Below are 13,961 nucleotides of genomic sequence, written 5' to 3' on the forward strand. Positions count from 1 at the left end.
CAGGGGCGGGCGATGGAGCAGACACAGACCTCCCAGAACAGTACGGCGGCGACCCCGGGCGCTCAGCGCCGGGTTTTGGTCGTCGAGGACGACCCGACGATCGTCGACGCCATCGCGGCCCGTCTGCGAGCCGAGGGATTCCTCGTGCAAACCGCGGGCGACGGTCCGGCCGCCGTCGACACCGCCGAGGCCTGGCAGCCCGATCTGCTGATCCTCGACATCATGCTGCCCGGCTTCGACGGTCTGGAGGTCTGCCGTCGCGTGCAGGCCGCCCGCCCGGTGCCGGTGCTGATGCTCACCGCGCGCGACGACGAGACCGACATGCTGGTCGGGCTCGGCGTCGGCGCCGACGACTACATGACCAAGCCGTTCTCGATGCGCGAGCTGGCCGCCCGGGTGCACGTCCTGCTCCGCAGAGTGGAGCGCGCGGTCGTCGCGGCCTCCGCTCCGCGCAGCGGCATCCTTCGCCTCGGCGAGCTGGAGATCGACCACGCGCAGCGCCGGGTGCGGGTGCGCAGCGAGGACGTGCACCTCACTCCCACCGAGTTCGACCTCCTCGTCTGCCTCGCGAACACCCCGCGTGCCGTACTCTCGCGCGAGCAGCTTCTCGCCGAGGTGTGGGACTGGGCGGACGCCTCCGGTACCCGGACCGTCGACAGCCACATCAAGGCGCTGCGCCGCAAGATCGGTGCCGAGCGGATCCGTACGGTGCACGGCGTCGGCTACGCACTGGAGACCCCGACTCCCTGAGCCGGGCCTCCGTCGGATACGTCGGGACCCGCCTGACCGGGACCCGCGTGAGGGGCTGATGTGATGAGCGGACTCGGAGAACGAGGACGCGGGCTCGGCGAGCGCGCGTCCGGCGAGCGCAGGAGCACCGGCTCCTGGGGTGACGTGCGGCCCTTCTCGATCAACACCAAGCTGGGCGCGCTGGTCGTCATCTCCGTGCTCATCACCACGGGTCTGTCGATGATCGCGGTGCACACCAAGACGGAGCTCCGCTTCATCACGGTCTTCTCGATGATCGCCACCCTGCTGATCACCCAGTTCGTGGCGCACTCGCTCACCGCGCCGCTGGACGAGATGAACGCGGTGGCCCGCTCCATCTCGCACGGCGACTACACCCGCCGGGTGCGTGACGACCGGCGGGACGAGCTGGGTGACCTGGCGCAGACGATCAACCTCATGGCCGACGAGCTGGAGGCCCAGGACCGTCAGCGCAAGGAGCTCGTGGCGAATGTCTCGCACGAGCTGCGTACCCCCATCGCGGGGCTGCGCGCGGTCCTGGAGAACGTCGTGGACGGCGTCTCGGCCGCCGATCCCGAGACGATGCGCACCGCGCTGAAACAGACGGAGCGCCTCGGGCGGCTGGTGGAGACGCTCCTGGACCTGTCCCGGCTGGACAACGGCGTCGTACCGCTGCGCAGACGGCGCTTCGAGGTGTGGCCGTATCTGTCCGGCGTGCTGAAGGAGGCCAACATGGTCGCCTCCGCGCGCGCGGACCTCAGCTCGGGCTCCGGCGGCGGCCACACCCGCACGGACGTCCATCTGCACCTCGACGTGTCCCCTCCGGAGCTGACCGCGCACGCGGACCCGGAGCGGATCCACCAGGTCGTCGCGAACCTCATCGACAACGCGGTCAAGCACAGCCCGCCGCACGGCCGGGTGACGGTGCGGGCGCGGCGGGGCGACCATCCCGAGTCGCTGGCCCTGGAGGTCCTGGACGAGGGACCCGGCATCCCGAAGTCGGAGTGGCACCGCGTCTTCGAGCGGTTCAACCGGGGCGGGGTGCCCGCGCCGCACGGTCCGGGCAGCGACGGCGGCACGGGCCTGGGCCTGGCCATCGCCCGCTGGGCGGTCGATCTGCACGGCGGACGGATCGGTGTGGCCGAATCTCAGCGGGGCTGCCGGATCCAGGTCATCCTTCCGGGACTCCCTTCTCTGCCAAGTTGACGTAAAGTTCGAACCGGAGCCGCAAGATCCGTCGCTGTCGCCACCGGCGTACACGTGTGATCAGGCACAGGACCGTGTGGGGCATGCCGCGGCCCGTGATCGACGTACCCATTCCGAAGAGGAACCCCGCTTGTTTCCCGCCATTTCCATGGGCGAAACACGGATTCCGGTGTGACTTACACGACGTTGGACGGGCCCGGCCTGACCTTCTCGGCCAGGGAGGCGTAGCCTTTATTCCCGCTGTCCATCACCTTGTGAAGCGGAAGAGGGCGGTTGCCGCCGTGTCGCCACAGTCCCCCAGTAACTCGAGTTCCCCCAGCCTCCGGCTGGGAGGGGCCCCCACGACCGATGACCAAGCCGCCGGGAAGAACCCCGCGGCCGCCTTCGGTGCCAACGAGTGGCTCGTCGACGAGATCTATCAGCAGTACCTCCAGGACCCGAATTCGGTAGACCGAGCCTGGTGGGACTTCTTCGCCGATTACAAGCCCGGGGCGCCAGCCGCCTCGGCTCCGGCGGGTACTGCGGCCGCGGGGGCCGCAGGGACCACCCCGGCCGCTCCGGCCGCACCCGCGCCGCCCGCGGCGCGCCAGGCTCCGCCGCAGCCGGCCCCGGCCGCGCCCGCTCCGGCCGCCGCCCCCGCGGCTCCGAAGCCCGCTGCCGCCGCCCCGGCTCCCGCGAAGGCCGCTCCGGCCGCCGCGCAGCCGAAGGCCGCTCCGGCCACCGAGGCGCCCGAGGGCCCCGAGTACGTGACCCTGCGCGGTCCCGCCGGTGCCGTCGCGAAGAACATGAACGCCTCGCTGGAGCTGCCCACGGCCACCTCCGTGCGCGCGGTCCCGGTGAAGCTGCTCTTCGACAACCGCATCGTCATCAACAACCACCTGAAGCGCGCCCGGGGCGGGAAGATCTCCTTCACCCACCTCATCGGGTACGCGATGGTGCAGGCCATCAAGGCCATGCCGTCGATGAACTGGCACTTCGTGGAGAAGGACGGGAAGCCCACCCTCGTCAAGCCTCCGCACGTCAACTTCGGCCTCGCCATCGACCTGGTGAAGCCCAACGGTGACCGCCAGCTGGTCGTCGCGGGCATCAAGAAGGCCGAGACGCTGAACTTCTTCGAGTTCTGGCAGGCCTACGAGGACATCGTCCGCCGCGCCCGTGACGGCAAGCTGACGATGGACGACTTCACCGGTGTCACGGTCTCGCTGACCAACCCCGGCGGCCTCGGCACCGTCCACTCGGTCCCGCGTCTGATGCCCGGACAGTCGGTCATCATGGGCGTCGGCTCGATGGACTACCCGGCGGAGTTCCAGGGCACCTCCCAGGACACCCTGAACAAGCTCGGCATCTCGAAGGTCATGACGCTCACGTCGACCTACGACCACCGGGTCATCCAGGGCGCCGCCTCCGGCGAGTTCCTGCGCGTCGTGGCGAACTCCCTGCTCGGCGAGACCGGCTTCTACGACGAGGTCTTCGAGTCGCTGCGGATTCCCTACGAGCCGGTCCGCTGGCTCAAGGACATCGACGCCAGCCACGACGACGACGTCACGAAGGCCGCCCGCGTCTTCGAGCTGATCCACTCCTACCGGGTCCGCGGCCACGTCATGGCCGACACCGACCCGCTGGAGTACAAGCAGCGCAAGCACCCCGACCTGGACATCACCGAGCACGGCCTCACCCTGTGGGACCTGGAGCGCGAGTTCGCCGTCGGCGGCTTCGCGGGCAAGTCCCTGATGAAGCTGCGCGACATCCTCGGTGTGCTGCGCGACTCGTACTGCCGCACCACCGGCATCGAGTTCATGCACATCCAGGACCCGAAGCAGCGCAAGTGGATCCAGGACCGCATCGAGCGCCCGCACACCAAGCCGGAGCGCGAGGAGCAGCTGCGCATCCTGCGCCGCCTGAACGCGGCGGAGGCCTTCGAGACCTTCCTGCAGACGAAGTACGTCGGCCAGAAGCGCTTCTCCCTGGAGGGCGGCGAGTCCGTCATCCCGCTCCTCGACGCCGTCATCGACAGCGCCGCGGAGTCCCGCCTGGACGAGGTCGTCATCGGCATGGCCCACCGCGGCCGGCTGAACGTCCTCGCGAACATCGTCGGCAAGTCGTACGCGCAGATCTTCCGTGAGTTCGAGGGCAACCTCGACCCGAAGTCGATGCACGGCTCCGGGGACGTGAAGTACCACCTGGGCGCCCAGGGCACCTTCACCGGTCTGGACGGCGAGCAGATCAAGGTCGCGCTGGCCGCGAACCCGTCCCACCTGGAGACGGTCGACCCGATCATCGAGGGCATCGTCCGCGCCCGCCAGGACATCATCAACAAGGGCGGCACGGACTTCACGGTCCTGCCGGTCGCCCTGCACGGTGACGCGGCCTTCGCGGGCCAGGGTGTGGTCGCCGAGACGCTCAACATGTCGCAGCTGCGCGGCTACCGCACGGGCGGCACGGTCCACATCGTCATCAACAACCAGGTCGGCTTCACGGCCGCCCCGGAGTCGTCGCGCTCCTCCATGTACGCCACCGACGTGGCCCGCATGATCGAGGCGCCGATCTTCCACGTGAACGGTGACGACCCCGAGGCCGTCGTCCGTGTCGCGCGGCTGGCGTTCGAGTTCCGCCAGGCGTTCAACAAGGACGTCGTGATCGACCTCATCTGCTACCGCCGCCGCGGACACAACGAGTCCGACAACCCGGCGTTCACGCAGCCGCTGATGTACGACCTGATCGACAAGAAGCGCTCGGTGCGCAAGCTCTACACCGAGTCCCTCATCGGTCGCGGCGACATCACCCTCGAAGAGGCCGAGCAGGCGCTGCAGGACTTCCAGGGCCAGCTGGAGAAGGTCTTCACCGAGGTCCGCGAGGCCGTCGCCCAGGCGCCCGAGACCCATGTCCCGGACGTCCAGGCCGAGTTCCCGGTCGCCGTGTCCACCGCGGTCTCCCAGGAGATCGTGAAGCGGATCGCCGAGTCCCAGGTCAACATCCCCGACAACGTCACCGTGCACCCGCGGCTGCTCCCGCAGCTCCAGCGCCGTGCGGCGATGATCGAGGACGGCACGATCGACTGGGGCATGGGCGAGACCCTCGCCATCGGTTCGCTGCTCCTGGAGGGCACGCCGGTCCGACTGTCCGGCCAGGACTCGCGCCGCGGCACCTTCGGCCAGCGTCACGCGGTGCTGATCGACCGGGTCACGGGCGAGGACTACACCCCGCTCCAGTACCTCTCGGAGGACCAGGCCCGCCTGAACGTCTACGACTCGCTGCTCTCCGAGTACGCGGTCATGGGCTTCGAGTACGGCTACTCGCTGGCCCGCCCGGACGCGCTGGTGATGTGGGAGGCGCAGTTCGGCGACTTCGTCAACGGCGCCCAGACGATCGTCGACGAGTACATCTCGGCCGCCGAGCAGAAGTGGAACCAGACGTCCGGCGTCACCCTGCTGCTCCCGCACGGCTACGAGGGCCAGGGCCCGGACCACTCCTCGGCCCGTATCGAGCGCTTCCTCCAGCTGTGCGCGCAGAACAACATGACGGTCGCGCAGCCGACGTCCCCGTCGAACTACTTCCACCTCCTGCGGTGGCAGGTGCACAACCCGCACCACAAGCCGCTGGTGGTCTTCACCCCGAAGTCGATGCTGCGCCTGAAGGCCGCCGCGTCGAAGGCGGAGGAGTTCACGTCGGGTCAGTTCCGCCCGGTCATCGGTGACGACTCGGTCGAGGCGTCCGCCGTGCGCAAGGTCGTCTTCTGCGCCGGCAAGCTGTACTACGACCTGGAGGCCGAGCGGAAGAAGCGCGGCTCCACGGACACGGCGATCATCCGTATCGAGCGCCTGTACCCGCTGCCGGGTGCCGAGCTCCAGGCGGAGATCGCCAAGTACCCGAACGCCGAGAAGTACCTGTGGGCCCAGGAGGAGCCGGCGAACCAGGGTGCCTGGCCGTTCATCGCGCTCAACCTGATCGACCACCTGGACCTGGCGGTCGGCGCGGACGTCCCGGGCGCCGAGCGCCTGCGCCGCATCTCGCGTCCGCACTCCTCCTCCCCCGCCGTCGGTTCCGCGAAGCGGCACCAGGCGGAGCAGGAGCAGCTGGTGCGCGAGGTGTTCGAGGCGTAGACCCGGCACCGCCGACAGGCACTGTCCGTACGGCGTCGGAGACCCGGTTCCCTTTCGAGGGGGCCGGGTCTCCGGTTTTCGTGCGACGGGCCGGCCGGGGTCGGATCGTCAGCGGTTCGAAGTCCCAGTCGTCGCAACCGGGACGCCCGCCTTTTGCGGCCGACCTCGCAGGCCGGCCGCAGGGAGCCGCCCACGGCGGAGGCCCTCCATGGGCCCCGCGCGCCCGCCTATCCTTTTCCCATCCCCAGCGTTCCACTTCCCTTTCACCCACGGAGCACCATCCATGTACTTCACCGACCGCGGCATCGAGGAACTTGAGAAGCGGCGCGGCGAGGAAGAGGTCACCTTCGAGTGGCTCGCCGAGCAGTTGCGTACGTTCGTCGACCTCAACCCGGACTTCGAGGTACCGGTGGAACGGCTGGCGACCTGGCTGGCCCGGCTGGACGACGAGGACGAGGACGAGGAGTAGCCCCCGGGCGCTCCTCCCGCCCCGCGGGGCGGTTCTCCTCCCGGCGGGCTGACGGTCCCCTCGGCGCAAGGACCGGCCCCGTCCAGGACTTCGCGGCGGAGCGGCCGGGCCCGAACGGGGCGGCCCGACGGCGGAGCGGACGGGTCCGAGCGGGTCGGCCCGACCCCGCGGACGGGCCCCCGGAAGAAGCCCGCTCGACCTGGCGAAGCCCGCCCGCTCCGGAGGGACGGCGATCCCGTCAGTCGTAGGCGCGCAGGTGGTCGTACGCCAGGGCGAGGGCGCCTCGGAGCATCAGGGCCGCGCCGGTGACGATCCAGCCGCCGCTGCGGCGCCGCACGCCCCAGGCCGTGAGCGGGAGGCCGACGGCGAGCTGGGCCACGGCGAGGGTGCGCGCCCTCGGGCCGCGCAGCCAGGGCCCGAGACCGCCGCTCTCCACCACGTCGAGTTCTGCGCCCACGGCGGCACGCCAGCCGGTCCACTCGATCTGCTCGGCGTCCGGCCGGATCCGGACCGCGTCACGGAGCCGGTCCGCGGATCCCCCGGGCTCGACCCCGGCCGGCAGCAGCATCCCCGCGCGCGTGAGGACGGCGAGCAGCCCCGTCACGCGCGCGTGGGCGTCAGCCGCGGGATCGGGCTCCGTCAGCGGTTCCAGGGCCTGCATGTCGAGCACCGGGTCGAGGCCGAGACGTGCGGCGAAGGTGCGCATCGCCTCGTCCTCGCCGACCGGGGTGCCGTTGGCCAGCCATTCGTAGCCCACGGTGCGACGGAAACCCGAGGCCAGCGTGAAGCCGCTGCGGTCGGTGTCCCACCACAGGGCGAGAACGGGCCAGGGGGCGCCGACGGCGAGCGCGGTGGCCCAGCCGGTGAGCACCCGGTCGACGGGTTCCGCGCCGTCCTGCCAGGGCCTGCCCTCGGGGACCAGCACGCTCCACTCGGGTCCCGCCCCCGCGAGCAGCATCCGCTCGCGCAGCAGCTGGGCGGCGGGACCGACCGACTCGGGATGGGCCCGGCACAGCAGGAGGGCGCCGGGGGCCTGGACCGGGTGGTCGTCCCGGGACGCACCGGAGGCAGTCGACATAGCCCCACTTTAGGGCGATATGCCCACCAGGACGCGCCAACGATCCCCGGAACGGGTGTCTTGACTTTCCCTATCCGCGATATATCGTGAATAACGGAAGACGCGATATGGCGCGTCGAGCTCGGGCTCGTACAGGGGTCCGGTCCGGTCGAGGAGGTCTGCACCATGTCCGAGTGGTCCGTGACAGAGCCGAAGAAGCTCTCCTTCGACAGCCCCGTGCAGACGCTGCACGTACGCATCGTCAACGGAACAGTGAACGTCGTGGGGACCGACGAGGGTTCCGCGCGACTGGAGGTGTCCGAGCTGGACGGCCCCCCGCTCCAGGTGACCCAGGAGGACGGCACGCTCACCGTGGCCTACGAGGACCTTCCCTGGAAGGGCTTCCTCAAGTGGCTCGACCGCAAGGGCTGGCGTCGTGCGGCCGTGGTCTCGCTGGCCGTCCCGACCGGCACGCACGTCGAGCTGGGCGTGGTCGGCGCCGCCGCCGTGGTCTCCGGGATGGACGGGCGGGTCCAGGTGAGGGGCGTCACCGGCGACACCACCCTCGTCCGCGTCGCCGGCCCCGTGCGCGTGGAGACCGTCTCCGGGAATCTGGAGGCCCAGGCCGTCACCGGCGACCTCCGCTTCAACTCGGTCTCCGGCGACCTGACCGTCGTCGAGGGCTCCGGCTCCTCCGTGCGGGCCGAATCGGTGAGCGGCTCGATGATCGTGGACCTCGACGCCGCGGGCGCGCCCACCGACGTCCAGCTGTCGAACGTCTCGGGCGAGATCGCCATCCGGCTCCCCCACCCGGCGGACGCCGAGGTGGAGGCCAACACCGCGAGCGGCAGCGTCTCCAGCGCGTTCGAGGACCTCCGGGTCAACGGCCAGTGGGGCGCGAAGAAGATCACCGGCCGCCTCGGCGCGGGCAACGGCAGGCTGAAGGCGATGACCGTCTCGGGATCCATCGCCCTGCTGCGCAGGCCTCCGGCGGAGGACGAGCCGTACGAGGATGCCCCGAAGCCGCCGGCCACGGCCCCGTCGACCGGCCCGGACAGCACCGCCGACGGCGAAAAGGGCGGCACGACGGGCGGCACGGCGAGTGACGGCGCCGCCGAGGGCCGGCCGACCGACACCACGACCGACAAGAAGGTGCTCTGACATGGCCCCCGTCTTCGCCCACGGCCGACTGCGCCTGTACCTCCTCAAGCTGCTGGACGAGGCGCCGCGCCACGGGTACGAGGTGATCCGCCTCCTGGAGGAGCGCTTCCAGGGCCTGTACGCGCCCTCCGCGGGCACCGTCTACCCCCGGCTGGCGAAGCTGGAGGCCGAGGGACTCGTCACCCACACGTCCGAGGGCGGCCGCAAGGTGTACGCGATCACCGACGCGGGCCGCGCCGAACTGGCCGACCGCAGCGGCGAACTGGCCGATCTGGAGCTGGAGATCCGCGAGTCGGTCGCGGAGCTCGCCGCGGAGATCCGCGCGGACGTGCGAGGCGCCGCCGGTGACCTGCGCCGCGAGATGCGGGCGGCTGCCACGGAGGCGCGCCACGGCGCCGCGGGCGGCGCCCGGCCGAAGCAGCAGGATGCCGCGGCCGGCGGGTCCGGTGGCCTTGAGGACTTCCAGGACAAGGAGTCGTGGCGGGCGGCGAAGGAGGAGATGCGGCGCGTCCGGCAGGAGTGGAAGGAGCAGGCCCGCCGGGCGAAGGACGAGAGCCGCCGCGCCCGCGACGAGGCGCAGCGCGCCCGCCGCCAGGCCAAGGAGGCGCAGGAAAGGGTTCGCGCGCAGGCCCAGGAGGAGATGCAGCGCATGGCCAAGCACGTCCAGGACCAGGTCCAGGACCACTTCGCGCGCGGCGACTGGCCTACGGGAGTGCGCGAGGGACTGACCGAACTCGCCAAGGAGTTCGGCGACTTCGGGAAGAACTTCGGCAAGGACCTGGGGAAGGACTTCGGCAAGGAGTTCGGCTTCGGCCGCCCGCCCTCCGGGGCGCCCGCGGAGCCGGAGTACTCGACCACCCCGAAGGACTTCCCCGCCGAGTACGAACCCGCCTGGGCCCACGAGGACTCGACCGGAAACCCCGGCCGCGACCTGGACCGCCTGCTGGACCGCTTCCGCGACGACATCCGTGACGCGTCCCGCGACCACGGCGTCACGGAGGATCAGCTCCGGGACATCCGCCGCCACTTGTCGGAGGCGGCGGCCCACATCGGATCGACCCTGCGGAGCAGGCGACTGTAGCGCCCTGGCGCTTCCTCGCCCCCGGGGGCCGCACAAGAAGCCGGCGGGACTGCCCAGACAGCCCCGTCGGCCCCTGTGGGCCCCTGCGGGCCCCTGCGGGCCCCCGTGGCGCTCGGCCCTGACCGGCGTACATCAGCGTGCGTCAACGTGCGTCGGCGTCCGGTGGGCGCCATCGGCATCCGTCGGCACCCACCGCCGTCCACCACTGCCCATCGGCGCCCGCCGCCGTCCGCCGTCCGCCGTCCACGACTGTCCGTCGGCGCCCACCGCCGTCCGCCGTCCACGACTGCCCGTCGGCGCCCAACGGCGCCCATCGGCTTTCACCGAGTCACCTAACAGCTCCTCTCCCCTGCCCCTCTCCCCTCCCCTTCTCACCCCGCCTCCGCCACGCCGTCCTCCCCGTACAGCACCCGGGTGACCGACCGGTACGTGATTCCGTGATCGGCCAGTGCCTCTCCGGCGACCCCGCCTCGCAGGGTGATCGCCAGCAGCAGGTGCTCGTCCCCGATGTGGCGGTCCCGTCGGGCGACAGCGACCCTCAGGGCTCGCGTCAGCGTCTCCTTCGCGCTCTGCCCGAAGGGCCGACGCCAGGCTCGCCTGCCGTTCCCGCCCCGCTTGCCCGACTCCAACGCCCCTTCCCCGTGCGCCTCCTCGATCCGGGAGACGATTTCGGAGAGGTCGATACCGAGCCCGGAGAGGGCGTCAGCGTCGGCGCGCGACAGACCGCCCCGGCGGCGCGCCTCGGCGAGTTCCCGCTCCAGCGACTCCCGGAACCCGGTCGCCCCGAGCGACGTCAGGACGAACGAACCCCGGCTGCCCTCCCGGTCGAGGAGGGCCAGCAGCATGTGCTCCTCCTCGACGGTCTCGGCCCCCACCCGCTCCGAGTGCGACACCGCGCCCTCGACGACGGCACGCGCGTCCTTCGTGAAGCGTTCGAACATCACTGCCTCCCGTACTTCTTGTGCACGGCCTGCCTGCTCACTCCGAGTTCCGCGGCGATCTCCTGCCACGACCAGCCCTGATTGCGCGCACTGCGCACCTGTACCGCTTCCAGCTGCTCCAGCAGCCTCCGCAGCGCGGAGACCGCCCGCAGCCCGATCCGCGGATCGCGATCACCCGCGCGCTCGGCAAGATCCGTTGCTTCGGTCATGACGTCAACTTACGTTGACACGTTCTCCATGTCAACCAAAATTGACATCCGCCGCCGTCCTGGCACGCGAGACGGCGGGCCCGGAAACCCGGACCCGCCGTCTCGTGTGTCCCCGCACCCCCGGGGGATCAGCCCGTGGTCAGCACGATCTTGCCGAACAGGTCGCCGGACTCCAGCCGTTCGAACCCCTCGCGGGCCCGGTCGAGCGGCAGCACCTCGTCGACGACGGGCCGCACACCGGTGGCCGCGCAGAAGGCCAGCAGGTCCTCCAACTCGTCCTTCGTTCCCATGGTGGAGCCGACCACCTTGAGTTCGAGGAAGAAGATCCGCGTCAGCTCGGCGTGCGAGGGCCGGTCGCCGCTGGTGGCGCCCGAGATGACGACGGTGCCGCCGGGACGCAGCGACTTGACCGAGTGCGACCAGGTGGCGGCGCCGACCGTCTCGATGACGGCGTCCACCCGCTGCGGCAGCCGCGCCCCGGGCTCCAACGCCTCGACGGCGCCGAGTTCGAGCGCCCTCTTCCGCTTGGCCTCGTCACGGCTGGTGGCGAACACCCGCAGTCCGGCGGCCTTCCCGAGCACGATCGCGGCGGTGGCCACACCCCCGCCCGCCCCCTGCACGAGCACGGAGTCACCGGGCCGCACCCCGGCGTTGGTGAACAGCATGCGATACGCCGTCAGCCAGGCGGTCGGCAGACAGGCGGCCTCCTCGAAGGACAGCTCCTTGGGCTTCGGCAGCACGTTCCACGCCGGTACGGAGACCTGTTCGGCGAAGGTGCCCTGGTAGCGCTCGGTGAGGATGGACCGGGGCTCCTCGGGACCGACCCCGTGCCCGCTCTGGCCGATCACGGAGTGCAGGACGACCTCGTTGCCGTCCTGGTCGATTCCCGCGGCGTCGCAGCCGAGGATCATCGGCAGCTTGTCCTCGGCGAGGCCGACCCCGCGCAGCGACCACAGGTCATGGTGGTTGAGGGAGGCGGCCCGTACGTTCACGGTCGTCCAGCCCGGCCTCTGTTCGGGGGCCGGACGCTCCCCCAACTCCAGGCCGTTCAGCGGCTGGTCACGGTCGATTCGGGCGGCATAGGCAGCGAACATGACCTTGACGATAGGCTCCGCCCCCGGCCGGGGGAACCGCCTCCCGCTGTGACACGTCCCCCACCGACCGAGTGGCCCCCGGCACAGGCCGCCCTCGCCCCCTCCGCCGGCCTGGACGACCTCGCCCTCAAGTGCCGGACGGGAGACTCAGCCCCTCCGGCGCTTGAGGAGCGGATGCCCGCGGGGCAGCGCCCCGGGTACGGGACGGGCAGGGGCGGAGGGGGCGAGAACCACCCACCCTGACGCTCCCGCCCGGGGTGGAGCGGGTGGAAAAAAGCAGGCCCCGCCGGGATGCTCCCGGCGGGGCCAAGCAGGACGCGAACCGTCAGCGGCGGGCGACGCCCTCCGCACGGGCGGCCGCGGCCACCGCGGCCGTCACCGCAGGAGCCACCCGCTCGTCGAACGGCGAGGGGATGACGTAGTCGGCGGCGAGGTCGTCCCCGACGACCGCGGCCAGCGCGTCGGCGGCGGCGATCTTCATGCCCTCGGTGATCCGGGAGGCCCGGACCTGGAGCGCGCCTGCGAAGATCCCCGGGAAGGCCAGCACGTTGTTGATCTGGTTCGGGAAGTCCGACCGCCCGGTCGCGACGACGGCCGCGTACTTGTGGGCGATGTCGGGGTGCACCTCGGGGGTCGGGTTGGCCATCGCGAAGACGAAGGCACCCTCCGCCATCGAGGCGACCGCCGGCTCCGGCACCGTACCGCCGGAGACCCCGATGAAGACGTCGGCGCCCGAGAGCGCCGCCTCCAGCGAACCGGAGATCCCCGCCTTGTTGGTGATCTCCGCGAGCTCCCGCTTGACGTCCGTCAGATCGTCCCGGTCCCGCGACACGACACCCTTGCGGTCGGTGACCGCGACATCGCCGAGGCCCGCCTCCAGCAGGAACTTGGCGATGGCGATACCGGCCGCGCCCGCGCCGGAGATCACCGCGCGCAGCTCGCCGAGCGAGCGCCCGGTGAGCCTGGCGGCGTTCCGCAGGGCCGCGAGGGTGACGACCGCCGTCCCGTGCTGGTCGTCGTGGAAGACGGGAATGTCCAGTCGCTCCTGGAGCTTGCGCTCGATCTCGAAGCACCGCGGTGCCGAGATGTCCTCCAGATTGACGCCGCCGAAGGAGGGAGCGAGCCGGACCACCGTCTCGACGATCTCGTCGACGCCGGTGCAGGCGAGCGCGATCGGCACCGCGTCCACACCGCCGAACTGCTTGAACAGGATCGCCTTGCCCTCCATGACGGGGAGCGAGGCCTCCGGGCCGATGTCACCGAGCCCGAGCACTGCCGTGCCGTCGGTCACCACAGCGACCACGGACGACTTCCACGTGTAGTCGTGGACGAGTTCCGGCTGCTCGGCGATCGCGCTGCACACCTTCGCGACGCCGGGCGTGTAAGCCAGGGACAGGTCGTCCTTGTCACGGACGGGCACCGTGGCTTGCACAGCCATCTTGCCGCCGCGGTGCAGCGCGAAAGCCGGGTCGAAGGCATCGAGGGGCTCGGCCCCGCCTTCGTGATCCGTACTGCTGTCGCTGCGAGGATTGACGATCTCCGCTGCCACTTTAATTTACCCCTTAAGTCTTCATTGTCTGAGGGTGACCACTCCTGGTTGAGGGGTGGGCGGGCACCGCGCAGGCCCTGCCGCCGTGGTTGCGTACGGGCCGCTGCGCGACGGGCGCGCCGCACACGCGCCCTGAGCCCCGGATGAGGGGTGTAAAGAACCTTCTTACCGGACGGACGGTGTCGAGGACGAGTCCATAGAGCCAAGATCACACATCGGTGAGATGACTCATGCCCTGATCCATTGACACTTCCCGACATGTCCTCGTTCGGACATGAGTGCCGCGTAGCGGTCGTCCGCATCGCGCGAAGCGCCGAAGATCTTCCCGCCCGAGGGAGGGATTCCCG

Annotated in this window: 11 protein-coding genes; 6 read left to right on the forward strand and 5 right to left on the reverse strand. The window is 70.9% G+C overall.

The annotated features are described in order from the left end of the window. Positions 1–12: 12 nt before the first annotated feature. The 4 genes from ACFYW8_RS13945 to ACFYW8_RS13960 all read left to right on the forward strand — a co-directional run bounded on the left by ACFYW8_RS13945 (position 13) and on the right by ACFYW8_RS13960 (position 6,522). Entirely contained in the window at positions 13–750 is a 738-nt protein-coding gene (locus ACFYW8_RS13945; protein ID WP_261708978.1) for a response regulator transcription factor, read from the forward strand. 63 nt (positions 751–813) lie between these two features. Further along, positions 814–1,953 (forward strand): HAMP domain-containing sensor histidine kinase, encoded by a 1,140-nt coding sequence (locus ACFYW8_RS13950; RefSeq protein WP_365875705.1) that lies wholly within the window; start codon positions 814–816, stop codon positions 1,951–1,953. 281 nt (positions 1,954–2,234) lie between these two features. Further along, the gene (locus tag ACFYW8_RS13955; RefSeq protein WP_389072751.1) at positions 2,235–6,053 is read left to right on the forward strand and encodes a multifunctional oxoglutarate decarboxylase/oxoglutarate dehydrogenase thiamine pyrophosphate-binding subunit/dihydrolipoyllysine-residue succinyltransferase subunit; all 3,819 of its coding nucleotides are present in this window, start codon (positions 2,235–2,237) and stop codon (positions 6,051–6,053) included. Between the two features lie 283 nt (positions 6,054–6,336). Beyond that, positions 6,337–6,522 (forward strand): DUF6104 family protein, encoded by a 186-nt coding sequence (locus ACFYW8_RS13960; RefSeq protein ID WP_030190019.1) that lies wholly within the window; start codon positions 6,337–6,339, stop codon positions 6,520–6,522. A gap of 238 nt (positions 6,523–6,760) precedes the next feature. On the opposite strand, the gene ACFYW8_RS13965 is transcribed toward ACFYW8_RS13960, so the two are convergent. Next, positions 6,761–7,600 (reverse strand): hypothetical protein, encoded by an 840-nt coding sequence (locus ACFYW8_RS13965; RefSeq protein ID WP_365875709.1) that lies wholly within the window; start codon positions 7,598–7,600, stop codon positions 6,761–6,763. A gap of 165 nt (positions 7,601–7,765) precedes the next feature. Here ACFYW8_RS13965 and ACFYW8_RS13970 point away from each other — a divergent pair, with 165 nt between their 5' ends. Both ACFYW8_RS13970 and ACFYW8_RS13975 read left to right on the forward strand, forming a co-directional pair. Beyond that, positions 7,766–8,740, forward strand: coding sequence for a DUF4097 domain-containing protein (locus ACFYW8_RS13970; RefSeq protein ID WP_389072760.1), 975 nt, complete (start codon positions 7,766–7,768; stop codon positions 8,738–8,740). Position 8,741: 1 nt separating this feature from the next. Beyond that, positions 8,742–9,821: a helix-turn-helix transcriptional regulator gene (locus ACFYW8_RS13975; RefSeq protein ID WP_389072763.1), complete on the forward strand. Its 1,080-nt coding sequence runs from the start codon at positions 8,742–8,744 to the stop codon at positions 9,819–9,821. A 371-nt stretch (positions 9,822–10,192) separates the two neighbouring features. Here the strand turns inward: ACFYW8_RS13975 and ACFYW8_RS13980 are convergent, their stop codons facing one another. From ACFYW8_RS13980 to ACFYW8_RS13995, 4 genes are all read right to left on the reverse strand, one after another. Continuing rightward, positions 10,193–10,762: a Clp protease N-terminal domain-containing protein gene (locus ACFYW8_RS13980; protein ID WP_389072768.1), complete on the reverse strand. Its 570-nt coding sequence runs from the start codon at positions 10,760–10,762 to the stop codon at positions 10,193–10,195. Further along, the gene (locus tag ACFYW8_RS13985; RefSeq protein WP_010984411.1) at positions 10,762–10,971 is read right to left on the reverse strand and encodes a helix-turn-helix domain-containing protein; all 210 of its coding nucleotides are present in this window, start codon (positions 10,969–10,971) and stop codon (positions 10,762–10,764) included. Before ACFYW8_RS13985 ends, ACFYW8_RS13980 begins: the two co-directional genes overlap by 1 nt. A 128-nt stretch (positions 10,972–11,099) precedes the next feature. Further along, the gene (locus tag ACFYW8_RS13990; protein WP_389072772.1) at positions 11,100–12,065 is read right to left on the reverse strand and encodes a zinc-binding dehydrogenase; all 966 of its coding nucleotides are present in this window, start codon (positions 12,063–12,065) and stop codon (positions 11,100–11,102) included. A 325-nt stretch (positions 12,066–12,390) separates the two neighbouring features. Continuing rightward, positions 12,391–13,614 carry an NADP-dependent malic enzyme gene (locus tag ACFYW8_RS13995; protein ID WP_389072776.1) on the reverse strand — a complete coding sequence of 408 codons (1,224 nt, stop codon included), beginning with the start codon at positions 13,612–13,614 and terminating at the stop codon, positions 12,391–12,393. Positions 13,615–13,961: the final 347 nt, after the last annotated feature.

Source organism: Streptomyces sp. NPDC002742 (assembly GCF_042888885.1).
GTDB lineage: Bacteria > Actinomycetota > Actinomycetes > Streptomycetales > Streptomycetaceae > Streptomyces.

What these genes read in the sequence shown, in the direction of transcription:
- ACFYW8_RS13980 (WP_389072768.1), bottom strand. Translation starts at nt 10,762, where the DNA reads ATGTTCGAACGCTTCACGAAGGACGCGCGTGCCGTCGTCGAGGGCGCG.
- ACFYW8_RS13985 (WP_010984411.1), bottom strand. Translation starts at nt 10,971, where the DNA reads ATGACCGAAGCAACGGATCTTGCCGAGCGCGCGGGTGATCGCGATCCG.
- ACFYW8_RS13960 (WP_030190019.1), top strand. Translation starts at nt 6,337, where the DNA reads ATGTACTTCACCGACCGCGGCATCGAGGAACTTGAGAAGCGGCGCGGC.
- ACFYW8_RS13975 (WP_389072763.1), top strand. Translation starts at nt 8,742, where the DNA reads ATGGCCCCCGTCTTCGCCCACGGCCGACTGCGCCTGTACCTCCTCAAG.
- ACFYW8_RS13990 (WP_389072772.1), bottom strand. Translation starts at nt 12,065, where the DNA reads ATGTTCGCTGCCTATGCCGCCCGAATCGACCGTGACCAGCCGCTGAAC.
- ACFYW8_RS13945 (WP_261708978.1), top strand. Translation starts at nt 13, where the DNA reads ATGGAGCAGACACAGACCTCCCAGAACAGTACGGCGGCGACCCCGGGC.
- ACFYW8_RS13950 (WP_365875705.1), top strand. Translation starts at nt 814, where the DNA reads ATGAGCGGACTCGGAGAACGAGGACGCGGGCTCGGCGAGCGCGCGTCC.
- ACFYW8_RS13970 (WP_389072760.1), top strand. Translation starts at nt 7,766, where the DNA reads ATGTCCGAGTGGTCCGTGACAGAGCCGAAGAAGCTCTCCTTCGACAGC.
- ACFYW8_RS13965 (WP_365875709.1), bottom strand. Translation starts at nt 7,600, where the DNA reads ATGTCGACTGCCTCCGGTGCGTCCCGGGACGACCACCCGGTCCAGGCC.